This window comes from Deinococcus sp. YIM 77859 (genome assembly GCF_000745175.1).
Lineage (GTDB): Bacteria > Deinococcota > Deinococci > Deinococcales > Deinococcaceae > Deinococcus.
In genome coordinates this window covers 368553-390005 of the sequence record NZ_JQNI01000002.1, presented here as the reverse complement: position 1 = coordinate 390005, position 21453 = coordinate 368553, and the positions used below count along the sequence as shown (strand labels likewise).

The window sequence follows — 21453 nt, the reverse complement described above, 5'->3', positions numbered from 1 at the left end:
CCAGCTTAGTGGACGAAGTCTCCAGCGGCTTCTGATCTCGCCGCGTTGTACTCGCGCGGGTCGCTGATGTACCCGGCCACAGCACTTGCCGCCACGGTGGCGGGGCTCGCAAGGTAAATCTGCGCGCTGGGATCGCCCATGCGGCCCACGAAGTTGCGGTTGGAGCTGGAGATACACACATCATTCGGTCCCAACACGCCCGAGTGCATGCCCAGGCAGGCACCGCAACTGGGATAGCTCACGCTCGCGCCCGCCTCCACAAAGATTTCTAGCAGGCCTTCCTGGGCGGCCTGCTTCCAGATCGCCTGGGTCGCGGGCACCACGATCATCTGCACGCCGTCCGCCACCCGGCGGCCCTTGAGGATGCGGGCCACGTCGCGTAGGTCGCTGATGCGCCCATTCGTGCAACTGCCGACATAGGCGTGTGTGACGGGAATGCGGTCCTGGCCCGCCACCCGCCCATTGCTGGGAATGTGCGGATAGGCGACGGTGGGTTCTACCGCCGAGGCATCGAGGTCGATGACGACCCTATACCGCGCGTCGGGGTCGGAGGTGTATTCGGTGTACTGGTCAGGGGTGACGCCACGGGCCGCGAGGTACGCGCGCGTCGTGTCGTCCACAGCCACGATGCCGGTCTTGCCACCCGCCTCGATCGCCATATTCGTCAGGGTGAAGCGGCCCTCCATATCCATCCGCTCGATGGTGTCCCCCACCCACTCCATCACCAGGTAGTTCGCCCCGTCCGCGCCAATACGCCGGATAACTTCGAGCACGAGGTCTTTCGGCGTCACCCCAGGTTGCAGCTCCCCCGTCACGCGGATCAGCATCGTTTCGGGCACCTTGAACCACACCTTGCCCGCATAGATCGCCCCGGCGAGGTCGGTGCTGCCGACACCCGTGGCGAAGCAGCCCAGCGCGCCCGCGTTGCAGGTGTGCGAGTCACCGCTCACGAGCGTTTGCCCGGGCTTGACCAGGCCGGTGTTTTCGAGCACGACGTGGGCAATGCCGCCCCTCCCGACGTCGTAGAAGTGCCGAATGCCCTTTTCCTGCACCCAGGACTTGAGCTTCTGGTACATCTTGGCGGCTTTGATGTTCATGGCGGGCACGGAGTGGTCGGGCACGGCCACGATTTTTTCGGGGTCGAACACCCGGTCCATGCCGCGCTCTTCGAGCATCCGCAGGGCGGCAGGGGTGGTGATCTCGTGGCACAGCACCCAGTCGGTCGTGCACTCGATCAGCTGCCCCGGCACCACCCGGTCATGGCCGCTGTGGGCCGCCAGAATCTTTTCCGCAATCGTCATTCCCATAGGCACAACTCCTCTCCGGCTCCCTCACGAGGGCGCCCCCGAAGCTTGCTGCGGCTTCGGGGGCGATGCGGGCAAACGCTGGGCTTGCGCTCACCGCCCCCAACGAAGAAGAAGCGCCGCGCGGGCGTTCGTGTTGGCGAGCGGGCGGGTGAGCATCAGGAGGAAGTGTAGCGCGGCTGACTTGGCGCCCAGCAGCAGACGTGTAGACGGGCTACCCCTCGGTCCAGGGAACAGCCACAAAGCCTCCCCTCTTCCCCTCCTCCAGCCGCGCAAAGGCTACGTCGGGGTCATGGGGCGTCACGATCACGGCCCCCTCCTCAAACCACTGCGGGAAGTACCGCCTGCGGGTTTCCAGGGTGGTCACGGGGTAGAGGTCGTAGCCCATGATGTAGGGGAAGGGAGCGTGGGCCAGGGTGGGCAGCAGGTCCGCCACGTACACCAGGGTCCGGCCGCCCGAGCGCAGAATCACCCCCTGCTGCCCAAGGTTATGCCCCGGCAACGGCAGCACGCTCAGGCCAGGGAGCAGCTCATGTTCGCCCTCCACCACTTCGAACAGGCCGGCATCCAGAATGGGCTGGATGGTGCCGGGAATGTAGCTCGCGCGGCTGCGTTCGTGGGTGTGGAGGGCGTCGTGAAGTTCTTGCCGCTGCACCACATAGCGGGCGTTTGGAAAGGTCGGCTCGCCCAGCGCGGTCACGTTGCGCCCCGCATGGTCAAAGTGCAGGTGGGTATTCACCACGAGGTCAATGTCCTGTGGCGTGAGGCCAAGGTCCGCCAGGCCCCGGAACACTGTCTCGTCGCGGTCCACAGCGTACATGCCCTCGAACTTCTCGCCGCCCTGGTCCCAGAAGCCGGTTTCGACCAGCACGTTTTTGCCGTGTAGGCGAAGCAAGAGGGGGTTGATGCGCAGCCGGATGCGGTTGAGCTCATCGGCGGGAGCCACGCGCTCCCACAGGACTTTGGGCACGCTGCCGTACATCGCGCCGCCGTCCAGCCGGAACTGTCCGTCAGTGAGGGAAAACACGTCGGCGTCACCGATGCGGAGGAATCGCGTCCAAGACATGCGGTGCAGCATACCTATTGTTCCCAGCGGGGAGCGGTAGGGTGGCGCGCGTGACGGACCGTTCCACCTCACCCGAACCTGCTGCCGTCAGCCTGGCGGACGTGTGGCGCCTGCCGCAGCTCCCTCGCCTGGCGACCAGCGTCCTGTTTCTGGGGCTGGCCCTGTCGTTCGCCAGTCCGTACCTCGCGCTGTTTGGCGTCGACCGGGCCGAGATGTCGCCGCTACACCTGGGGCTTTTTCTCACGGTGACTGCCGTGAGCAGCGTTTTGATCAGCACCCGGCTCGCCCGCCTGTCTGACCGGCTCCTCGACCGTAAGCCGCTGGTGCTGCTCACCCTGGGAGCGGCGGTCGTGGGGTACGGGCTCCTGAGTGTCTTGCGGGCCTATCCGGCACTCCTGCTTGTCGGCGCGCTGCTGCTCGGAACAGGAGCGGCGGCCTTTCCCCAGCTGTTCGCCTTCGCGCGCGCGCAGCTGGCAGAGGCGACCGGCGCCCTGCCTGACCGCGCCATCACGCTGCTGCGCTCGGTGTTCTCGCTCGCCTGGGTGGTCGGGCCGGGCGCGGGCGCACTCGCACTGGCGCGCTGGGACTTTCCAGGGCTCTTCCTGCTCGCGGCGACCTGCTTCGTGCTGGCGGCCGTGGCGGTCGGGCAAATTCGCGGCACACGAGCGCCCGCTCCCATCACAACGCCCCCGGCTCCTGTCCCCGACCAGGAGGCGATCAGCCCCCGGCGGCCTCTGGCGTGGGTCGCGCTGGCCTTTGTGCTGTACGGGATGAGCATGAGTATGGGCATGAGCATGTTTCCGCTGTTCATCACCCATGACCTGAAGGGCACGGAGGAGCAGGTGGGCTTTTTGGTCGGTCTGTGCGCCCTGCTGGAGATTCCCTTGATGCTCGCCTTTGTGGTGGCCCGGCGCCTGCCACCCCTGGAACGGCTGGTGAAGTACGCGCTGGGGCTGTTCGTGCTGCACTTCGCGCTCATCTTCCTCGCGGGGGGGATGCCCCTTCTCGTCGTCACGCAGGTTGTTCGGGCGATTGTGCTGGCGGTGACGGCGGGCCTGGGCATGGCGTACTTTCAGGAGCTGCTGCCGGGAAGGGTAGGAGCTGCCACCACGCTTTTTTCCAACACCACCAACGTCGGGGCGATGCTCGCGGGGATCGTCTCGGGCACCTGCGCCCAGCTGTTCGGGTACCGCGCGGTGTTTCTGCTGTGCGGCCTGCTGACGCTCGCCGCCTGGCTGGTGATGCAGGCAGTCACCCGGAGGCGCGCTCCCGGGGCGGATGAAGCGGCGTTCACAACCCGCCCATGACCCGGGGGTGTCCTGGCCGGAAGACTGGGAGCAGCACCTGACCGAACAGGAGCGGGGCAAGGAGGGCAGCGATGACGCCAATGAGCATCCAGATGACAGACCTGCAAGACCTCTACCTAGAGCAGCTTCAGGACGTGTACTCGGCCGAGCAGCAGCTTCTGGAAGCTCTTCCCCGGATGGCGCAGGCGGCGAGCAGCGCGGAGCTGCGCCAGGGCTTCGAGCTTCACACGCAGCAGACCCAAGAGCAGCTGCGGCGGCTGGAACAGATCTTTGAGGCTCTGGGGCAGCCCCCCGGCGGCAAAACCTGTCAGGCGATGCGGGGCCTGGTCGCCGAGGGCCAGGAGATGACCGAGAAAAAGGCCAACCCCGCCGTGCGTGACGCGGGGCTGATCGCGGCCGCTCAGCGCGCCGAACACTACGAGATCGCGGCCTACGGCACCCTGCGCACCTACGCGGAGCTTCTGGGCCGAACGCAGGACGTGCAACTGCTCCAGGCGAGCGAGGACGAAGAAAAGGCCACCGACCAGAAGCTGACCGGCCTCGCGCGCAGCATCAACATGGAAGCGCTGGGCTGAAGGCGGCCATCACGGCAGAGGGGGGCTGTCAGCCGTCCCGGCGGCACCCCTCTGCGATCTGTGCCGCCAGTGCCCCCACGTCCTGCCCGCCCCGAAGGGCGTTGATAAAGGCACTCCCCACAACCACACCGTCGGCCACCTGCGCGACCTGCTGGGCGGTCTGACGGTCTTTGACGCCAAAGCCCACGGCGACGGGCACGCGGGCGTACTGGCGGGCCAGGGCAACCATCGCGGGAACCTCGCTCAGGGCGGAACCCTCCCGCGCTCCGGTCACGCCCGTCACGCTCACCGCGTACAGGAAGCCGGTGCAGGCGTCCGCCACGAGCCGCACCCGCTCGGGCGTGCTTGTCGGGGCGATCAGAAAGGTGACGGCCAGGCCATGTTCGGCGGCGAGGTCGGCGAGTTCGAGATCCTGATCGGGCGGGAGATCAGGAAGAATCAGACCGTCAACTCCGGCGTCCTGAGCGAGGCGCATAAACTCGCGCGGCCCGACCGCATAGATCGGATTCACGTAGGTCATAACCACGATGGGCTTGTGATGCCGCTGACGCAGGTCTCTGACCAGTTCTAGGGTACGCCGGGTGCTGGTGCCGCCCGCCAGGGCCTCCTCACTGGCCCGCTGGATGGTGGGGCCGTCACCCAGGGGGTCACTGTAGGGAATGCCGACTTCCAGCAGATCGGCCTGCGCAAGCAGCGTCTCCGCCACCCTGGGGAATGCTGCGGCGCTTGGATACCCGGCAGTCAGAAAGGGGATAAAGGCGGCGCGGCCCTGGGCCCTCGCCCGGTCGAACGCGGCGTGGATGCGCGCCGCTCCTCTCGTTGTGGTCGCGGTCATGCGCTGACCTCCTCGTGGGTGTGGTCGAGAGCGAGCAGCCGCATCACCTCGGCCACGTCCTTGTCACCGCGCCCGGAGAGGTTGACCACGATGACCTTGCCCGGCCCCAGTTCCCGGGCGAGCCCTACGGCGTAATAGACCGCATGGGCACTCTCGAGCGCGGGGATGATGCCTTCGAGCCGGGTGAGGAGTTGCAGGCCCTCCAGCGCCTGCGCGTCGGTTACCGGCACGTACTCGGCCACGCCCGTTTCACTGTAGTGGCAGTGTTCGGGGCCGATGCCGGGATAGTCTAGACCCGCGCTGATGGAGTGCGGGGGGACGATTTGGCCTTCAGCGTCGTTAAGCAGGTACATCATCGCGCCGTGCAGCACGCCGACCCGCCCGCCCGCCACGCTCGCGGCGTGCTTTCCGCTCTCCACTCCCTCCCCGGCCGCCTCGGTGCCGATCAGACGCGGGCGCTCCCCTGCCGGGAGGTAGGCGTAGGGCGCGAAGATGCCGATGGCGTTGCTGCCGCCGCCCACACAGGCGACGATGGCATCCGGCACCGCCCGGCCTTCCAGCGCCTGAAGCTGAACTTTCACCTCTTCGCCAATCACGCTCTGAAAGTCGCGAACCATCGCGGGGTAGGGGTGGGGTCCCACGACGCTCCCCAAGATGTAAAAGGTGTCGCGTACGTTGGTCACCCAGTCACGGATGGCCTCATTGGTAGCGTCCTTGAGGGTGCTGGTGCCGCTCTTGACCTCGCGCACCTCCGCGCCCAGGAGCCGCATCCGAAAGACGTTCATCGCCTGACGGCGGATGTCTTCGGCCCCCATGTACACGATGCACTCCAGACCCAACAGAGCGGCGGCGGTCGCGGTCGCAACGCCGTGTTGCCCCGCTCCCGTCTCGGCGATCACCCGGCGTTTGCCCATGCGCTTGGCGAGGAGGGCCTGCGCCAGGCAGTTGTTGATCTTGTGGGCACCGGTGTAGTTCTGGTCCTCGCGCTTGAGGTAGATTTTGGCTCCCCCCGCGTACGCGGTGAGCCGCTGGGCATAGTAGAGCCCGCTGGGGCGGCCGACAAAGTCCCGCAACAGGCGCGCGAGCTCGTCCAGGAATTCCGGGTCGTGTTTGGCAGCCGCATACGCCCGCTCGAGCTCGTCAAGCGCCGGAATGAGCGTCTCGGGCACGTAGCGTCCGCCAAAGCGTCCGAACCTTCCCCGCGCGTCCGGCTGCGGGTAGGTGGGAAGAAGCAAAGACATATGCTGTTAGGGTAGAGCCCACCGCCAAACACCTGTTAGGGAAACTTAGACATCCCGTCTAAATTTGTGAGGAGGGTGGGATTTGCGGCGAAGAGCCGGCCTCGCCACAGCGGCAGCAAGTCGCGGGCCGTCACCACCTCGGGGACGTCCCACCCCAGGGAGCGGGCCAGAGCCGCGAGGAGACGCCCCGCCTCCTCTCCCCCCTCCCGCAGCGCCTGCACGGGCGGCGCCCCCCCGCGTTTGGCGAGCCGCTCCCCACGAAAATCGGTCATCAGCGGCACGTGCAGGTAACGGGGCGTAGGAAAGCCCAGGGCTCGCCCCAAGGCGACCTGCCGCGGCGTGGCTGCCCAAAGGTCTGCGCCGCGCACCACGTCGGTCACGCCCATGAGCGCGTCATCGACCACCACCGCGAGGTGATAGGCGTACACGCCGTCATTGCGCCGCAACACGAAGTCGCCCGCCGCCGCAGGGAGGTGCTGGCAGAGCGTCTCACCGGTGAGGGCGTCCGTCACACAGACCGTCTCGTCGGGCACATGCCAGCGGATCGCGGCGGGGCGGCCGGGACTTGCCGGATGCAGGCGGCAGGTGCCGGGGTAGACGGGTTCCTGGCCGTGCGGCGCCCCGGCGCTGTCCTCGATCGCCTGCCCAATCTCGCGGCGGGTGCAGGTGCAGGCGTACGTTTCCCCTGCCGCCGCGAGCCGGGCCAGCGCCTGCTCGTACAGCTCCTGCCGCTCGGACTGCAAAGACTCCGCGTCCCAATCCAGGCCCAGCCAGTCCAGGTCACGCCGAATGGTGTCGTAGGCCCAGGGACGCACCCGCCCGGTGTCCAGATCCTCAAAGCGCAGGAGGTACCGGCCCCCCAGCGCCCGCGAGTGCAGCCAGGCGAGCAGGGCCGTCCGGGCATTGCCCAGGTGCATCGCCCCGGTCGGGCTGGGCGCGAAGCGGCCCACCACCGGAAGGACGTTCATTCTTCTAGGCTAGCGCGGCATCATGGCCCCATGACCGAGGACCGCTTGCCGACACTGCTGGGCTCCGAGACGTACTGGACCGCGCGGGCGATGCGCGAGCAGGGCAGCCGCTTCTACCGCGCCCTGGGCGAAGCGCTGGAGGCCGCCGACCTCACCAACCGCCGCCGGATCTACGAGACGTGGACCGAGGAACTCTGGGATTTCTACAAGCGCGGCTTGCGCCTGGAAGAAGCGGCGCGGGCTTCAGGCGACGGCTGAAGGGTGAGGGCGTAGAACGCCTCGCGGGCGGCGATTCGCAGGGCACCCAGGGCACCGATCCGGCCCGTTTCCCGCTGCATCTGCTCCTTCTGCCGGAGATTCCGTTCGCGTTCCGCGCGGCTCTGCCCCGGCAGCAGCAGTTGCGGGAGCAGGGTCCAGAGGGCGCGGAGCATGGCCTTCATGCTGGCGGGTACGTCCCCTGAGGCCGGGAAGTTTCCGGCGTACACTGCCGCCCATGACCTCTCAGCCTCAAGCGACCCTTCTGGCCGTGTTCGCACACCCCGACGACGAGGCGTTCAGCGTCGGCGGCACCCTCACCCACTACGCCCGGCGGGGCGTGCGGGTGGTGCTCGCCTGCGCCACACGCGGCGAGGCGGGCAAAATCACGGTCCCCGGCATGACCGTGGACGATCTGGGCCAGCAGCGCGAGCGGGAGCTGCGGGCCGCCTGCCGCGCCCTGGAGATTCCCGAACCCGTCTTTCTGGACTACCACGACTCAGGCCGCTATGAGCGCACCCGCTTTGATGACCCGCTCGCTCTGATGAACGTGAACCCGCTTGACATAGAGACCAAGATTCGCGCCCTCATCGCGGACGTGCAGCCGCAGGTGATCGTGACCTTTGATCCGCACGGCGGCTATGGGCATGTCGACCACCTCCAGATCCACCGCGCGGCGACGGCGGCTTTTTTCAGCACCGGGCACCTTCCCGGAGGCGGCCCCCAACGGCTGTACTACACCGCCCTGCCCCACGCTGCGGCGCAGGGCCTGGCGCGCATGGGCCAGAACCTTGATCCGCTGGTGTATGGCGTGAGCGAAGGCACCGTGGCCGTCCGTATGAATGTGGCTCCCTACGCCGCCAACAAGAGGGCGGCCCTCATCGCCCACGGCACCCAGACGGGCGAGCAGAGCCTGCTGGGCCAGATGACCCCCGAAGAACGCGCCGCGATGGAGACTCGGCTTCTGGGCACGGAAACCTTTGCCATCGGCGGTACGCGCACGCCCCTGCCGCAGTACCCGCTGCGTGGCCTCTTCGACGGGTTGCCGGGGCTGGAGGACCTGGACGGCGAGCGCCGGTGACGGCAGGGATGACCACCCGGGCGCTAGCCCAGCAGCCGCCTGACTGCGAACCGGATCCGCCCCAGGCTCGCTACGTCGTCAAAGGCCGTGAGCAGCACCTGATCCCCGTGGGGCGTGAGCAGGACGGGACCGTCCTCCACCGCAAGCAGCAGGTCCTGCCACTCACCCCCGCCGAGCGCCGCTTTGAGGCTGGCGACGATGGCGCGCCCAGCCTGCGCCACCGTGATGTCCGCGCCGCTTCCCGCGCTTTTGACAATGCCGCCCTGCGCGTCGATCAGGGCGACGTGCCGAATCCCCCGCACCTCCAGAAGCTGCCCGATCATACGGCCTCCGGCCGGGGCAGATCGGTGAGGTCGAGGGCCAGGCGAGCGAGAAGCTGCTGCGCGGCGCGGGTATCGGTACCGCGCGTCTGCGCTGCCCCAAGGATAAAGTCGCCGCTGATCACCGCCACCACCTCTACCCGCTCGCTCGTCAAGGCGAGGCGGGTGATGTTTCCCGCGCCCAGGCGGCGGCCGATGCGGTCTAGGCCCACCCGCAGCGAGGCGAGTTCGGCAGCCAGGGCCTCGCCCCCCTCTCCCACGACTTCAAGCGGCAGGCCGTCCGGGCCGACCAGAGCGCTCGCCACGACCCCCGGCACACCCCGCAAAGGATTCAGGCGAGCACTCACAGGTACCCCTCCAGCTGACGAGCGGTCTCGCGGCCATACAGCCGGGCCTGGCCCAGGTTGCTGCGGCCGTCAAGCGCCAGCAGCAGGAAAAAGTCCGGGGTAATCGGGTGCAGGTACACGCTGAGGCGCTCGCCGCGCAGATAGAGCTCACAGGCGTTGCCGACGCCGAGGGTACCCCCGTAGGCCGTCTGGGCCGCGCGCAGCAGACCCGCGTGCTCGGCGACAAGAAGATTCAGGTCCGTGTTGGCCGCGCTGTGGCCCTCGACCAGCAGGCCGTCAAGCCCGCCGATCGCCGCCGCCCACGCGCCATCCACGTCCGCTACCAGTTCTCTGAGATGAGACAGCATCGGCAGGCATGATAGGGGGCGCCGCAGTGCAAAATTCTCACAAGGGGCCTCCTCGCTCGTGCGCTAGAATGTCGGGAGCGAAAGGCGTAGGGAGTCGTTACGCTATCAGCGTAATGTGCTATACTCATTCCATTCCCGGCGAGGGTGCCGGGCCTCTTTCTCCTGCGCTCAGCCGGTGTTCTTCTCCGACTGGCGTGCCCATGACTGGAGCCTTATGACTGGAATCCATCCCGTTGACATCACCAGCGAAGTCAAGACCAACTTCATCAACTACGCGATGAACGTGATTGTAGACCGCGCGCTTCCCGACGTGCGCGACGGTCTTAAGCCCGTGCAGCGGCGGATCATGTACGCCATGCTGCAAGAGGGCTTGGCGAGTCACCAAAAGCACGCCAAGTCCGCGGCGGTCGTCGGCGAGGTGATGAAGAAGTACCACCCGCACGGTGACGCCTCCATCTACGACGCGATGGTGAGGCTGGGCCAGTGGTGGAACATGCGCTACCCCCTGGTGGACCCGCAGGGGAACTTCGGCTCGATCGACGGCGATCCGCCCGCCGCGATGCGCTACACCGAAGCGCGGATGACCAAGGTGGCCGAGGAGGTTCTCGCCGACCTCGAAAAGAACACGGTTGACCTCAAGCCCAACTACGACGAGACGACCGAGGAACCCACGGTGCTGCCCTCGGCGGTCCCGAATCTGCTGATCAACGGCGCGGCGGGGATCGCGGTGGGCATGGCGACAAATATTCCGCCCCACAACCTCACCGAGATCTGTAACGGCCTCCTTGCCCTCATCGATAAGCCCGGCATCACCCTGGACGAGATGATGACGCACGTGCTGGGGCCCGATTTCCCCACGGGTGGCCGCATCTCCCGGCAGGGGATCCGCGAGGCGTACGCGACCGGGCATGCGGGCCTCAAGGTGCGCGGCAAGGCGCGCATCGACGAGAAGAACGGCCGCGCGCAGATCGTCATCACCGAAATCCCGTATCAGGTCAACAAGACCAACCTCATCCAGACGATCAGCGCGATGTACAAGGCCGGGAAGATTCCCGATATCGCCGCCCTGCGTGACGAGTCTGACCGCAAGGAACCCGTGCGCATCGTCGTAGAGCTCAAGCGCGGCGCTCTTCCTACGCTGGTCTTGAATCAGCTCTACAAGTACACCCAGCTCCAGAGCACCTTTACGGTCATCAACCTCAGCATCGTGAACGGCGAGCCGCGCGTGCTGCCCCTGATCGACACGATGCGCGCCTTCCTGGACCACCGCCGCGACGTCGTGACTCGCCGAACGCAGTACGACCTGAACAAGGCCAAGGAACGCGCCCATGTGCTTGAGGGGCTGATCAAGGCGCTCGACCACATCGATGAGGTCATCTCGCTGATTCGCGGGAGCAACACGGGGGCAGAGGCCCGTGACACCCTGATGGTCCGCTTCGGCCTCACCGAGATTCAGGCGCAGGCGATCCTGGACATGCGCCTGCAACGCCTCGTCGGCCTGGAGCGCGAGAAGCTCCTCGCGGAATACGACGAGCTTCAGAAGACGATCACCCGGCTGCAGGCCATCTTGGGTGACGAGCGGCTGCTGTGGCGCGAAATCAAAAAGGAGATTCGCGAGATTCGCGACCGCTACGGCGACGAACGGCGCAGCACCATCACCGATCTGGAAGACGACATCTCCAAAGAAGACCTGATCGCCGTCGAGGACATGGTGATCACCATGACGCGGGCGGGGTACCTCAAGCGCACCAAGCTGGACGCCTACCGCGCCCAGAGCCGTGGAGGGCGCGGGTCGTCGGGCGGCAGGCTGCGCGACGAGGACGCGAACACCAGCGTCTTTGTGGGTTCCACACACGACTACCTGCTGTTTTTCACCGACCAGGGCCGCGTCTTCCACGAAAAGATCTACGACCTGCCGGAAGCGGGCCGAGACGCCAAGGGCACACACATCCGCAACCTGCTGCCGGGGCTGCGCGAGGACGAGAACATCGCGTCCGTGCTCAGCGTCAAAGGCTTTAACGAGCCGGGCAGCTTTATCTTCGCCACCAAGCGCGGCATGATCAAAAAGACCCTGATCACCGAATACGGCAACATCACCTCGGCGGGCCTCATCGCGATCAACCTTCAGCCTGGAGACGAACTGATCGGCGTCGCGATTCAGCGCGATGGGGACGACGTGGTGTTGGCGACCCGGGAGGGCCAGGCCATGCGCTTCGCGGCGACCGAGGTGCGTGACACGGGCCGCGCGACCCAAGGTGTGATCGGCATACGCCTGCGCGAGGGTGACGAGGTGGTCAGCATGGCCCTGGTGCCCGGCGACGAGGGCAGCGAACTCCTCGCCGTCAGCGAGTACGGCCTGGGCAAGCGCACGCCCGTCAGCGATTACCCCAGCAAGGGCCGCGGCGGCCTGGGCGTGATCACGCTGGACGTGACCGACAAAACCGGCAAGCTGGTCACCCTGACCCACGTGGCCGGCAACGAGGAGCTGATGGTCCTGACCGAGAAGGGCACCGTGATTCGCACCCGGGTCGAGGAGGTCCGCGTGACCGGCCGCAACGCGCAGGGCGTGAAAGTGATTAACCTCGGTGACAAGGACCGCGTCATCAGCGCCTTCCCCATCCGCCGCGAGGACGAGCTGTAACAGGTTCTTGCCCCTCACGGAACTCGAGGCTTCTGCTCGGCGTGCCCGGCCCGCGTGGTCGGGCACCTCTTGTCGCGGAGCGGGCAGGCTTGGCCCAATGAGGCCAAAGTGAGGAAAAGATACCCACCCGCTTCCCCTTTTTCTTCGTCCTGGTGGGCGCGGCCAGCCCGGGGCCTACCGCCGAGCTTTGTAAGCTAAATGCTGCTTAAAGAAACAAAAGTGTTTACAAAATAGTGATCTTGGCTTACACTGTGACCTGTACCGGGATGGCCCCGGCAACACGACACCAACGCCCAGGAGGCGAGCACAATGACGCAAAGCAACCTCACTTCCTCCCTGAACAAGACGTTTGTGGACACGGTCACCTACCGTCCTGGTGCAGTGATTCTGTACCCCGGCAAGAGTGACATGCTCTACCGCGTCGCCAGCGGCCTGGTGCGCATCCACACCATGGACGATGACGGAAACGGCCTGACCCTGCGCTACGTCAAGCCCGGCGAGTACTTCGGCGAGGAGGCGCTCGCGGGGGTGAACCGCGCCTACTTCGCGGAGGCGGTCACCGACTCCACCGTCGACGTGATCAACCCTGCCCTGATGAGCGGCGAAGACAACCTGGTGGTGATCACCCACCTGGTCAGGACGCTGGAACGCGCCTACGAGAGCATCTACCGCCTGGTGGGCAAGCGGCTGCGCGCCCGCATCGCCGGTGAGCTGCTCGAACTCAAGGACACCGCCCTCGCCACTCGGCTCGATAGCGGCGAGACGATGATCTACGCCACCCACGACGAACTGGCCGCCGCCGTGGGTTCCGTGCGCGAGACCGTCACCAAGGTCGTCGGCGAGCTCAGCCGCGAGGGTGTGATCAGCGCCGGTTACGGCAAGATCACCCTCAAGGACGAACGGGCCCTGGCCGAGATCGCCGCGGCCTAACGTCCACCCCTCCCCAACCGTCCGGTGCACGCCGGGCGGTTGTTGTTGTGCAAACCCGAGTGGATTCGTCCAGATTCCTCAGACGGCGCCACCGCACGGGCCCGCTAGACTCAGCCTGATGACGAGTGCTCTTCCCTTTACACCGGAACGGCCGCTGCGGGTGGCCGTGATCGGCAGCGGTCCCAGCGGCATCTTTGCCACCGAAGCGCTGCTCAAGCAGCAGGACGTGCCGGTCGAGGTGGACGTCTTTGACCGCCTCCCCACCCCCTACGGGCTGGTTCGTTACGGCGTCGCGCCCGACCACCTCACCATCAAAAGCGTCACCCGGGGCTTTGAGAAAACCCTCTCGGATCCCCGCGTGCGCTTCTTGGGTAACGTCGAGTTCGGGACGGACCTCACCTATGAGGAGGCAAAGGCCCACTATGACGCTCTGGTGTACACCGTCGGGGCATCCTCAGACCGCCGGCTGGGCATCCCCGGCGAGCACCTCCAGGGCTCCATGAGCGCCACCGAATTCGTCGCCTGGTACAACGGCCATCCTGACGCCGCCACCCGCGAGATAGTGCTTCATGCCACCGGCGTCGCCGTGATCGGTGTGGGCAACGTGGCGCTGGATGTGAGCCGCATCCTGGTGAAGACCGTGGACGAGCTGCGTGAAAGTGACATCGCCACCCACGCCCTGGGCGCCCTGGAGCAGAGTCACGTCAAAGACGTGTGGGTGTTGGGCCGCCGCGGTCCTCTCCAGGCCAAGTTCACCACCAAGGAACTGCGCGAGTTCGGGGAGCTGAGCGGCGCGGACCCCGTTGTCCGGGCGGAGGAGATCGCCGTGACTGCCGCAGAAGAGGCTAGGGTGACCGACAACGTGGTCAAAAAGAACCTGGAGGTGCTGCGTGACTTTGCCGGGCGCACCCCGGAGGGCAAGGACCGGCGCATTCATCTGCGGTTTCTGGTGTCGCCGGTGGAGATCCTGGATGACGGTCAGGGTCACGTGGGCGGCCTCAAGGTGGAGAAAAACCGCCTGGACGAACAGGGGAACGCGGTGGGAACCGGCGAGTACGAGGTGCTCCCCGTGCAGATGGTGCTGCGCTCGGTCGGGTACAAGGGAGTCGCTCTGCCCGGCGTGCCCTTTGACGAGCGCCAGGGGGTCATCCCCAATGTGGAGGGCCGGGTTGCAGGTCGGGTGGGCGAGTACACGGCCGGATGGATTAAACGCGGCCCCAGTGGCGTGATCGGCACCAACCGCAAGGACGCGGTGGACACGGTCTCTCACCTGCTGGAGGACGCGAACACCGGCAGGCTTCCCCTCGCGCCTCAGCCTGCACGCGCAGCAGTGGACGCTCTGCTGCGTGAAAAGGGCGTGGACGTGTACACCTTCCACGACTGGCAGGTGCTCGACGCCCACGAACTCGCCCAGGGGCAGGCCCAGGGCCGTCCCCGCGCCAAGGTCGTCCACAGGCACGAGATGCTTCAGCACCGCCGAACGGCAACGCAGGAGACGGAGGGCTGACTTCTCCATGCCGACTCGGGCGCCGCTGGGCGCGGACATTGTGGTGATCGGTGGCGGCCCAGCAGGGCTTCACGCCGCCTTTTATGCAGCCTGGCGGGGGCTGAGCGTGCGCGTGCTGGAGGCGCGGAGCGAACCGGGCGGACAACTGACGGCCCTCTACCCCGACAAGACGGTGTACGACGTGCCCGGCGTGCCGCAGGTGCGCGCGGGCGAATTGGTCGCGGCGCTCCTGCGGCAACTCTCGCCGCTGGATGTCGAACTCCACACCAGTGAAGTGGCCCGTACCCTCAAGCCAGACGGGGCGAGCGGCTGGGTGGTGGAGACGAGCCAGGCACGCTACGTGGCGGGCGCGGTGATTCTCGCGGCGGGCATGGGCGCGCTCCTGCCGCGCGAGGTCCGAATTCCCGGCGCAGCTGCGCACCCCGACGTGCGGACCGACCTGCCCGAACCCGGCGAGTTCGGCGGACGAACGGTTCTGGTCGTGGGCGGCGTCCCCCAGGCCGCGCGAGCCGCGCTCGAGCTCGCCGCGGCGGGTGCGGCCGTGACGCTGACCCATCGCCGGGTGGGCTTTCGGGGAGACCCCCAAACCCTGTCCAGCCTGGAGACGGAGCGGCGGGCGGGGCGGGTGCGCGTGCTTGCCCCGGCCACGCTGCAACGCCTAACCCCGACCGGAGCGGAGCTGACGGCAGACGAGCAGCTCATCCACGTGCCGGCGGACACGGTCTTTGTGTTGAACGGTTATCTGCCCGACCTCTCGCCCCTGCTGCCCTGGCCGCTCGCCTGGGACGGCGAGTACGTGCCCGACGGTCCCGGTGGCCGCACGGCGCTTCCGGGGGTGTACGTCGTTGGCGACCTTGCCCGTTCGGGGGGAGACTTCAAGCTGCTCTCGGTGGCCTTTGCGCAGGCCGCCATTGCCGCCAACCACGCGGCGCGGCACGTCCGACCAGAACTGAAGGTACGCCCGGGCCACAGCAGCGAGCGGGGTGGGTATCCGGCGAAAAAGGCGTAGGCCTCTGCCACCCAGCTAGAATGCCCCGCATGGCCTTTTTGTCCGTGCTGCTCCTGGGGATCTCGTTTGTGGTGGGGAGCCTGCCGCTGGGGTACTGGCTGCTCTCGCGGATGGGTGTGGACCCACGAGTGAACAGCGCGTACAACCTTGGTGTCGAAAACGTGCTGCGGCGGGTGGGGCCCGGGCTGGCCCTGGCGAGCGCTGCCCTCGATTTCAGCAAGGGGTTTTTGGCCGTGCTGATGGCCTCGGCGCTGGGCTCGCCCGAACTCTGCGTGCTGGCAGCACTTGCGGCGTACCTGGGGCACCTCAACCCACCCCACGTTCTGTACGGCGACACGCCGCCACGTGGCCGCGGCAACCTGGTGCTGCTGGGCGTGCTGGCCGGGCTTGCCGTGGCGGGCGGCCTGGGCTTGTGGCTGACGGTGCTGCCCGTGGTCGTGTATGCGGGAGCGCTGGGCTTCTGGGGCTACGTGAGTGGGGCGACGCTGGCAGGCCTGCTGGCCTTTGCCGTGCTTGTCGCGCTCTCACCGCTGGGCATTCCCGCGAAGCTGGCGGCGCTCGCTCTGCTTGTGGCGGCCACCTGGCGCTTCAAGGAGAATCTGGGCCGCATCCTGGACGGCACCGAGCCGCGGCTGGGCGAAGATGTCCCGGTCGCCGGAAGGCGGCCTGACCAGGTGGTGACGGCCTTTATGATTCATCCCATGACGCTCGCGGACTTCTGGCAGTCGCCCCGGTTCGCGTGGATGCGGCCCCTCGTCGAACGCGGCGTCCTCAGCGAGGCGAGCGTGCGCCGACTTGCGCAAAATATCCGGCCTATGAAGGTCGGAGAGCTGCACGGCATCCGAACGGTGGAGGGCAAGGAAATCCGCTGTTACCTGCTGAGTAGTCCTCTTCTGCCGGACGTCTTTCGGGAACAACCCGAGCTCGCGACCCGGCGGGCAATCGAAGGCGCGCGGCTGGCGCGCGAGCTGGGCGCAGAAGTGTTCGGTCTGGGAGCCTTTTGGAGCGTGGTCGGCAACAAGGGCCTGGACGTGCAGGCGGCGGTCCCAGAGATCACGGTCACGAACGGCGGGGCATACACCAGCGGCACCATCAAGGCGGCCATTCCCGGTATCCTCAGGCACTTCGAGGAGACGGGGCGCGACCTGAAGGGGGCGACGGCGGGCATCGTCGGGGCGAACGGCGTGGTGGCCTTTGGCATCGCGCGCACCATCGCCCCGCAGGTCGGGAAGGTCATTCTGATCGGGCGGGACATGGAGCGGCTCACACGCAGCGCGAACACCCTGCGCCGGGCCGCAAAAGAGACGGAGATCGTCGCCACCACCGACTACAGCCTGTTGAGGGAGGCGGATTTGATCTTCAGCGCGACCTCTGACCCCAACCCGGTGATTTTCCCGCAGCATGTCAAGCCCGGCACCTGGATCTTCGACGAGGGCCGCCCTGCCGACGTGGACGAGAGCGTGCGGGAGGTCCCTGGCGTGCGCGTTATTCCCGGCGGCGTGGTGCGCCCACCTGGGGGCATGACGAGCAACATCGACCTGCAATTCGGGGAGGGCGCGGTTCCTGCCTGTCTCGCGGAAACGCTGATCATCGCCGCTACGGGTGAACACCAGCGCAAGAGCCTGGGGCCTCAGACCCTCACGGAGAACATCAATTTCTTCGTGGAGCAGGCCGACCGGCTGGGCTTCACGGTCGTGGACTAGGAGCTTTCCCGCAAAGCTTCACGGATCGTCAGGAACCTCATCCTTGCCGTCAGGTGGGCCGCCGTATCCTCCGGGCGTGAAGGTACGTCTTCCCCCGCCCGCGCGCTGGCTTCTCGCTGCTCTGGGTGTGTTGGGAGGAGGAGCCGCCGCCGCCGAGTTTCCGGTGGGGCTAGGCGGGGTGGCCCCGGCGCTGAGCCTCAATCCCTCCGGCCTGACCTGCGCTGCCCCCACGGATCCGCTGGAACGGGCCCTCTGGCAGGTGACCACCGAGGGCGGACGACCGGACCATTCCTGCCACAATGCCTTTGTGGGCTTCCTGCGAACCCCGCGGGGGCCCGGACAGGCGGACGCCTTTGAGGTGACGGCCGAACAGGTGAGGCAGGCCCGCGTGGAGGTCCTGCTCGCCAGCATGGAGTGGCACGCGGGTGAGGGACACCCCGGCTGGACGTTTGCCGAAGCGGTCCGCGACCTGTACCGCGGCGTCAAGGCCAACCCCGGCGCCTACCCGCAGGGCATGACCGTACGCGTCTCGCTGGGCGGCTTTCCCGACCTGAAACGCGAGGACGGCGGCACGCAGGCGCTGGAACTGGTGCGCGACCTCACGCGCCTGGGCGTACCGCTCAACGACGCGGCGGCCGGGTGGCATCTGGCGGTGGCGAACTACAACTACTTTCCTCACAGCCACGTCAAACTGCACGTGATCGACGGGCAGGACCTGACGGTCGCCGGGTACAACTACACCGACTGGCACCTTCCTGACACCTCCCCGGGTGGGCGGAACCTGCACGACCTGGGGCTGCGGATGCGTGGCCCCGTCGCGCAGGACGGCGTGGCCGCCTTCGACGACCTGTGGCGGCACTCGCGGCAGGTGAGCTGCCCTCCGGCGCTTACGGCCGAAGCCGTCGGGCTTGCCTGCACGCTCGTTCCGGCAGAACAGCCCACGCACCCGGCGGCGGCCCGCACGCTGACACCCGCTGGAACTGCGCGGGCCTTTCTGCTGTACCGCCGTCCCGGCTTCGACCAGGGAGACCGGGCCCAACTGGCGCTCTTCGGTGCGGCGGAGCGGCGCATCGACCTGATGCAGGCCAACTTTAGCCCCAGCCTACACTGCTGGTACGCCTACCTGAACCCCGATGGCTGCCCGGTCGAGGAATGGCCGCCCTACCTGCGCGCCCTGCTTGCAGCGCTGGAGCGGGGCGTAAGGGTCCGCGCCCTCATGGTCGATTACGGCTTTGACCGGGTGGCCAACCGCAGCGGGGTAGCGTTGCTGCGGCTGGAAGCGCGCCGCCGCGGCCTAGAAGACCGCTTCGAAGCGCGCTACGTCACCTTGAATATGCACACCAAGGCCATGACGGTGGACGACCGAATGGTGCTCGCAGGCAGTCAGAACCTGCATTTTTCTGCCTGGGGCCCCTTGGGCCTGAACGAGGCGATGCTGGCGACCACAGACCCGCAGGCCGTGGCCGAGCAGCGCAGGAGCTTTGAGGACGTCTGGACCCAGCACAGCCGCGACGTGCCGCAGGAATGGTGGATGCGGAACGTGACACCGGGGGGCGCTGGGCTTCCGGGACTTCCTGCACCCTCGGGCATGGCTGCGCCCCCTACACTGGGAGGGATGAGGAAGGGGCAGCATGGTTGAACGCATTCATCTCGCCAAACCACGCGGCTTCTGCGCGGGGGTGGTCATGGCGATCCAGGCCGTCGAGAAGGCGGCGCGGACCGAGGAGAAGCCGGTCACGGTCTATCACTCCATCGTGCATAACCACACCGTCGTAGAGCGGCTGGAGCGGCAGCACAACGTACATTTCGTGGAGAGCCTAGACGATATCACGGCCCTTCCCGAGGGCAGCGAGACCGTCGTGTTCAGCGCCCACGGCATTAGCCCGGCGGTGCGCGAGCGAGCACGTCAACTGGGCCTGGCCACCATCGACGCGACCTGCCCCCTCGTCACCAAGGTCCACACCGAGGCCAAAAAGTACGCGCGGGAAGGCTATACCATCCTGCTGATCGGTGACAGCGCCCGGCATCAGGAGGTGATCGGCACGCGCGGCGAGGCCCCCGAACAGACCATCGTGGTGGGCGTGCTGGGCAAGACCGGCGAGGGCCTACACGACCCGCACACGGTCGAGGTACCGGACCCGGCGCGGGTGGTGGTCCTCACCCAGACCACCCTCAGTGTGGACGACACCCGGCGCACCATCGAGATCCTCAAGCGCCGCTTTCCAAAGCTGGTGGTCCCTCCCAGCGAGGACCTCTGCTACGCCACCAAAAACCGCCAGGACGCCGTCAAGGCCATCGCCCCGCAGGTGGACGCCTTTTTGGTGCTGACCAGCCCACACTCCAGCAACGGCATGAGGCTCCTAGAACTCGCCCGTGACCTGTGCGGTCGGGCCGAGCGGCTAGAAACAGACGCAGACCTCGCGCTTCTCGATCTCAGCGGCGTGCGCTCCCTGGGCATCACGAGTGCCGCCAGCACACCCGAGGACCTCGTGCAGAACGTGGTCACACATTTCCGCCGCCTCAACCCCGCGTTGGAAGTGATCGAGGAGGGCGAGTGGGAGAACATCGAGTTCCGCGAGCCGAAGAAGATCGGGCCGGGGCAGGCGCTCCCGCGCACGCTGCAGTAGGCGCCGCTCGCCTACCCTTCTCGGATATACCCCGTTCGCAGGTACTCCTGCACGAGCGGTTCGAGGTCGTGGAGGGCGAGATCACTGCGCATGGCGTACTCTGCCGGGGTCAGTTTCTCGTGCAGGGCCCGCAGGAGGGCCAGGCCCGCCTCGCCGTACTGCGTGCGAAAGGCACGGTGAACGTCCAGGATGGGATTGAGGGCATCACGGCCGCGCAGCATCAGGCGGTAGGGACGGTGGGCCCAACCGGCGAGGCTACTGGGCAGAATCAGCGTCTGGGGACGCAGGGGGGCGGGAAAGGCCCCCTCGTAGGGCAAAGAGGCGGGCATGGTCGCGATGATCTTGCCCAGGGCATAGAAGATGGCGCCGCTTGGCCGGGCATACAACCCGGTGAAGTCCTCGGTCAGGTTGAATTTCCAGGCGCGGCTGCCGACCCCGCTGAGCACGTGCGCATGCGCTCGCGGGAGGGGATGCGCGCTGAGGGACGCCCCCTGCTCGTAGAGGTTGAGGAGTTCCCCCAAAGCCTGTTCACCCGTGGTGCTCGCGGCAGCGGCGGTGACGGCCCGGCCCTCAAAAATCAGCACCACTGCATGCTCATCGTCGAGCCGGGCGTGCAGGTAGCCGTACCACGACCGCTCGTGCAGGTGCTTGAGAAAGGCATGCAGGTCACAGAAGTGGACGTTCAGGCCAGTGTGCGTGGGCGGCGAGTGCGGCAGAAAGCGCGCGAGAAACGGTCCCGCGCCGGGGAACATCGGCGCGAGTTCCGGAATCAGCTCGGTCTCCTCAGGCGGAAAGGAGGGCTTGCGGTCAGGACGAGGGCCCTCCCTCCCGGTGCCCCCCTCGTGCAGGCCGTCACCGGGAGGCATCCGCTGTCTCCTCTGCTTCTGCTCGCGTGAGGCTCTGGCGGTAGCGGGCCGCGTTCTCCACGTAGCGCGCGGCGTTGTCCATGCGCTCCACCTTGCGGACCACGCGGGCGGGCACGCCCACGGCGAGCATCCCAGCCGGGACATGCTGCCCCTCGCGCAGCAGGGCGCAGGCGGCCAGCACCGCCCCAGCACCCAGGCGGGACCCGTTGAGCATCACGGCCCCCATCCCCACCAGGCTGCCGGGCTCGCAGTGTGCGCCGTGGACAACCGCGCGGTGCCCAACCGTCACGTCCGCTTCCAGAACACAGGGAAAGCCAGGATCGCTGTGCAGCACCGCCCCGTCCTGCACGTTGCAGCGCGGACCGATGGTGATGGCTTCGGTATCCCCGCGCGCGACCGCTCCAAACCACACGCTGGCCCCCTCGCCGACCGTGACACGCCCGATCAGGTCAGCGCTGGGCGCGAGAAAGGCGGTGGGATGAATGTCGGGGGACTCTCCAGCGAGGGCGTACAGCGGCATGGTT

At 67.2% G+C, this 21453-nt stretch carries 22 protein-coding genes; 11 read left to right on the top strand and 11 right to left on the bottom strand.

The window, feature by feature from the left end; genetic code table 11:
* Nucleotides 1–5: 5 nt before the first annotated feature.
* Both EI73_RS02100 and EI73_RS02095 read right to left on the bottom strand, forming a co-directional pair.
* On the bottom strand, nt 6–1307 hold the full coding sequence (locus EI73_RS02100; RefSeq protein ID WP_034383700.1) for a 3-isopropylmalate dehydratase large subunit: 1302 nt from the start codon (nt 1305–1307) through the stop codon (nt 6–8).
* A gap of 211 nt (nt 1308–1518) precedes the next feature.
* Complete coding sequence (locus EI73_RS02095) at nt 1519–2370, bottom strand: MBL fold metallo-hydrolase (protein WP_034387526.1); 852 nt, start codon at nt 2368–2370, stop codon at nt 1519–1521.
* 50 nt (nt 2371–2420) lie between these two features.
* Between EI73_RS02095 and EI73_RS02090 the strand changes: the two genes are divergently transcribed.
* Together EI73_RS02090 and EI73_RS02085 are read left to right on the top strand one after the other, a co-directional pair.
* Complete coding sequence (locus EI73_RS02090) at nt 2421–3677, top strand: sugar efflux transporter (protein ID WP_034387524.1); 1257 nt, start codon at nt 2421–2423, stop codon at nt 3675–3677.
* 71 nt (nt 3678–3748) lie between these two features.
* Complete coding sequence (locus EI73_RS02085) at nt 3749–4252, top strand: ferritin-like domain-containing protein (RefSeq protein ID WP_051935378.1); 504 nt, start codon at nt 3749–3751, stop codon at nt 4250–4252.
* A gap of 28 nt (nt 4253–4280) precedes the next feature.
* Here the strand turns inward: EI73_RS02085 and trpA are convergent, their stop codons facing one another.
* The 3 genes from trpA to gluQRS are packed head-to-tail and all read right to left on the bottom strand — an operon-like array spanning nt 4281 to nt 7296.
* Nucleotides 4281–5087 (bottom strand): tryptophan synthase subunit alpha, encoded by an 807-nt coding sequence (gene trpA, locus EI73_RS02080; RefSeq protein ID WP_034383695.1) that lies wholly within the window; start codon nt 5085–5087, stop codon nt 4281–4283.
* Entirely contained in the window at nt 5084–6328 is a 1245-nt protein-coding gene (trpB, locus tag EI73_RS02075) for a tryptophan synthase subunit beta (protein ID WP_034383693.1), read from the bottom strand. The genes trpA and trpB overlap by 4 nt, the downstream gene beginning before the upstream one ends.
* A gap of 35 nt (nt 6329–6363) precedes the next feature.
* Nucleotides 6364–7296 carry a tRNA glutamyl-Q(34) synthetase GluQRS gene (gluQRS, locus tag EI73_RS02070; protein WP_051935377.1) on the bottom strand — a complete coding sequence of 311 codons (933 nt, stop codon included), beginning with the start codon at nt 7294–7296 and terminating at the stop codon, nt 6364–6366.
* A 30-nt stretch (nt 7297–7326) separates the two neighbouring features.
* On the opposite strand from gluQRS, the gene EI73_RS02065 reads away from it, so the two are divergent.
* Nucleotides 7327–7554, top strand: coding sequence for a hypothetical protein (locus EI73_RS02065; RefSeq protein WP_034383691.1), 228 nt, complete (start codon nt 7327–7329; stop codon nt 7552–7554).
* On the opposite strand, the gene EI73_RS02060 is transcribed toward EI73_RS02065, so the two are convergent.
* Entirely contained in the window at nt 7500–7736 is a 237-nt protein-coding gene (locus EI73_RS02060; protein ID WP_156103436.1) for a hypothetical protein, read from the bottom strand. The genes EI73_RS02065 and EI73_RS02060 overlap by 55 nt on opposite strands.
* 53 nt (nt 7737–7789) lie before the next feature.
* Between EI73_RS02060 and EI73_RS02055 the strand changes: the two genes are divergently transcribed.
* Nucleotides 7790–8632 (top strand): PIG-L deacetylase family protein, encoded by an 843-nt coding sequence (locus EI73_RS02055; protein WP_034383686.1) that lies wholly within the window; start codon nt 7790–7792, stop codon nt 8630–8632.
* A gap of 23 nt (nt 8633–8655) precedes the next feature.
* Here EI73_RS02055 and EI73_RS02050 read toward each other — a convergent pair whose 3' ends face one another.
* The 3 genes from EI73_RS02050 to EI73_RS02040 are packed head-to-tail and all read right to left on the bottom strand — an operon-like array spanning nt 8656 to nt 9646.
* Entirely contained in the window at nt 8656–8955 is a 300-nt protein-coding gene (locus tag EI73_RS02050) for a roadblock/LC7 domain-containing protein (protein ID WP_034383683.1), read from the bottom strand.
* Complete coding sequence (locus tag EI73_RS02045; protein WP_034383680.1) at nt 8952–9299, bottom strand: roadblock/LC7 domain-containing protein; 348 nt, start codon at nt 9297–9299, stop codon at nt 8952–8954. The genes EI73_RS02050 and EI73_RS02045 overlap by 4 nt, the downstream gene beginning before the upstream one ends.
* Nucleotides 9296–9646 carry a roadblock/LC7 domain-containing protein gene (locus EI73_RS02040; protein WP_034383677.1) on the bottom strand — a complete coding sequence of 117 codons (351 nt, stop codon included), beginning with the start codon at nt 9644–9646 and terminating at the stop codon, nt 9296–9298. Before EI73_RS02040 ends, EI73_RS02045 begins: the two co-directional genes overlap by 4 nt.
* A gap of 214 nt (nt 9647–9860) precedes the next feature.
* Here EI73_RS02040 and gyrA point away from each other — a divergent pair, with 214 nt between their 5' ends.
* From gyrA to ispH, 7 genes are all read left to right on the top strand, one after another.
* Nucleotides 9861–12287 (top strand): DNA gyrase subunit A, encoded by a 2427-nt coding sequence (gene gyrA, locus EI73_RS02035; protein WP_034383674.1) that lies wholly within the window; start codon nt 9861–9863, stop codon nt 12285–12287.
* 309 nt (nt 12288–12596) lie between these two features.
* A complete protein-coding gene (locus EI73_RS02030) occupies nt 12597–13217 on the top strand; it encodes a helix-turn-helix domain-containing protein (protein ID WP_034383672.1) in 621 nt (206 codons plus the stop codon).
* Nucleotides 13218–13335: 118 nt separating this feature from the next.
* Nucleotides 13336–14724 (top strand): FAD/NAD(P)-binding protein, encoded by a 1389-nt coding sequence (locus EI73_RS02025; RefSeq protein WP_034383669.1) that lies wholly within the window; start codon nt 13336–13338, stop codon nt 14722–14724.
* Between the two features lie 7 nt (nt 14725–14731).
* Nucleotides 14732–15733, top strand: a complete 1002-nt coding sequence (locus EI73_RS02020; RefSeq protein WP_034383667.1) for an NAD(P)/FAD-dependent oxidoreductase — start codon at nt 14732–14734, stop codon at nt 15731–15733.
* A 29-nt stretch (nt 15734–15762) separates the two neighbouring features.
* Nucleotides 15763–17436 (top strand): glycerol-3-phosphate acyltransferase, encoded by a 1674-nt coding sequence (locus EI73_RS02015; protein ID WP_034383663.1) that lies wholly within the window; start codon nt 15763–15765, stop codon nt 17434–17436.
* Nucleotides 17437–17512: 76 nt separating this feature from the next.
* Nucleotides 17513–19075, top strand: a complete 1563-nt coding sequence (locus tag EI73_RS02010; protein WP_051935376.1) for a phospholipase D-like domain-containing protein — start codon at nt 17513–17515, stop codon at nt 19073–19075.
* The gene (gene ispH, locus EI73_RS02005) at nt 19068–20063 is read left to right on the top strand and encodes a 4-hydroxy-3-methylbut-2-enyl diphosphate reductase (protein ID WP_034383661.1); all 996 of its coding nucleotides are present in this window, start codon (nt 19068–19070) and stop codon (nt 20061–20063) included. Before EI73_RS02010 ends, ispH begins: the two co-directional genes overlap by 8 nt.
* An 11-nt stretch (nt 20064–20074) precedes the next feature.
* On the opposite strand, the gene EI73_RS02000 is transcribed toward ispH, so the two are convergent.
* Together EI73_RS02000 and EI73_RS01995 are read right to left on the bottom strand one after the other, a co-directional pair.
* A complete protein-coding gene (locus EI73_RS02000) occupies nt 20075–20929 on the bottom strand; it encodes a hypothetical protein (RefSeq protein WP_081908942.1) in 855 nt (284 codons plus the stop codon).
* A complete protein-coding gene (locus EI73_RS01995) occupies nt 20916–21449 on the bottom strand; it encodes a gamma carbonic anhydrase family protein (protein WP_034383659.1) in 534 nt (177 codons plus the stop codon). The genes EI73_RS02000 and EI73_RS01995 overlap by 14 nt, the downstream gene beginning before the upstream one ends.
* Nucleotides 21450–21453 lie beyond the last annotated feature (4 nt).

What these genes read in the sequence shown, in the direction of transcription:
- EI73_RS02100 (WP_034383700.1), bottom strand. Translation starts at nt 1,307, where the DNA reads ATGGGAATGACGATTGCGGAAAAGATTCTGGCGGCCCACAGCGGCCAT.
- EI73_RS02095 (WP_034387526.1), bottom strand. Translation starts at nt 2,370, where the DNA reads ATGTCTTGGACGCGATTCCTCCGCATCGGTGACGCCGACGTGTTTTCC.
- EI73_RS02085 (WP_051935378.1), top strand. Translation starts at nt 3,749, where the DNA reads ATGACGCCAATGAGCATCCAGATGACAGACCTGCAAGACCTCTACCTA.
- trpA (WP_034383695.1), bottom strand. Translation starts at nt 5,087, where the DNA reads ATGACCGCGACCACAACGAGAGGAGCGGCGCGCATCCACGCCGCGTTC.
- trpB (WP_034383693.1), bottom strand. Translation starts at nt 6,328, where the DNA reads ATGTCTTTGCTTCTTCCCACCTACCCGCAGCCGGACGCGCGGGGAAGG.
- gluQRS (WP_051935377.1), bottom strand. Translation starts at nt 7,296, where the DNA reads ATGAACGTCCTTCCGGTGGTGGGCCGCTTCGCGCCCAGCCCGACCGGG.
- EI73_RS02065 (WP_034383691.1), top strand. Translation starts at nt 7,327, where the DNA reads ATGACCGAGGACCGCTTGCCGACACTGCTGGGCTCCGAGACGTACTGG.
- EI73_RS02060 (WP_156103436.1), bottom strand. Translation starts at nt 7,736, where the DNA reads ATGAAGGCCATGCTCCGCGCCCTCTGGACCCTGCTCCCGCAACTGCTG.
- EI73_RS02055 (WP_034383686.1), top strand. Translation starts at nt 7,790, where the DNA reads ATGACCTCTCAGCCTCAAGCGACCCTTCTGGCCGTGTTCGCACACCCC.
- EI73_RS02050 (WP_034383683.1), bottom strand. Translation starts at nt 8,955, where the DNA reads ATGATCGGGCAGCTTCTGGAGGTGCGGGGGATTCGGCACGTCGCCCTG.
- EI73_RS02040 (WP_034383677.1), bottom strand. Translation starts at nt 9,646, where the DNA reads ATGCTGTCTCATCTCAGAGAACTGGTAGCGGACGTGGATGGCGCGTGG.
- gyrA (WP_034383674.1), top strand. Translation starts at nt 9,861, where the DNA reads ATGACTGGAATCCATCCCGTTGACATCACCAGCGAAGTCAAGACCAAC.
- EI73_RS02030 (WP_034383672.1), top strand. Translation starts at nt 12,597, where the DNA reads ATGACGCAAAGCAACCTCACTTCCTCCCTGAACAAGACGTTTGTGGAC.
- EI73_RS02025 (WP_034383669.1), top strand. Translation starts at nt 13,336, where the DNA reads ATGACGAGTGCTCTTCCCTTTACACCGGAACGGCCGCTGCGGGTGGCC.
- EI73_RS02020 (WP_034383667.1), top strand. Translation starts at nt 14,732, where the DNA reads ATGCCGACTCGGGCGCCGCTGGGCGCGGACATTGTGGTGATCGGTGGC.
- EI73_RS02015 (WP_034383663.1), top strand. Translation starts at nt 15,763, where the DNA reads ATGGCCTTTTTGTCCGTGCTGCTCCTGGGGATCTCGTTTGTGGTGGGG.
- ispH (WP_034383661.1), top strand. Translation starts at nt 19,068, where the DNA reads ATGGTTGAACGCATTCATCTCGCCAAACCACGCGGCTTCTGCGCGGGG.
- EI73_RS02000 (WP_081908942.1), bottom strand. Translation starts at nt 20,929, where the DNA reads ATGCCTCCCGGTGACGGCCTGCACGAGGGGGGCACCGGGAGGGAGGGC.
- EI73_RS01995 (WP_034383659.1), bottom strand. Translation starts at nt 21,449, where the DNA reads ATGCCGCTGTACGCCCTCGCTGGAGAGTCCCCCGACATTCATCCCACC.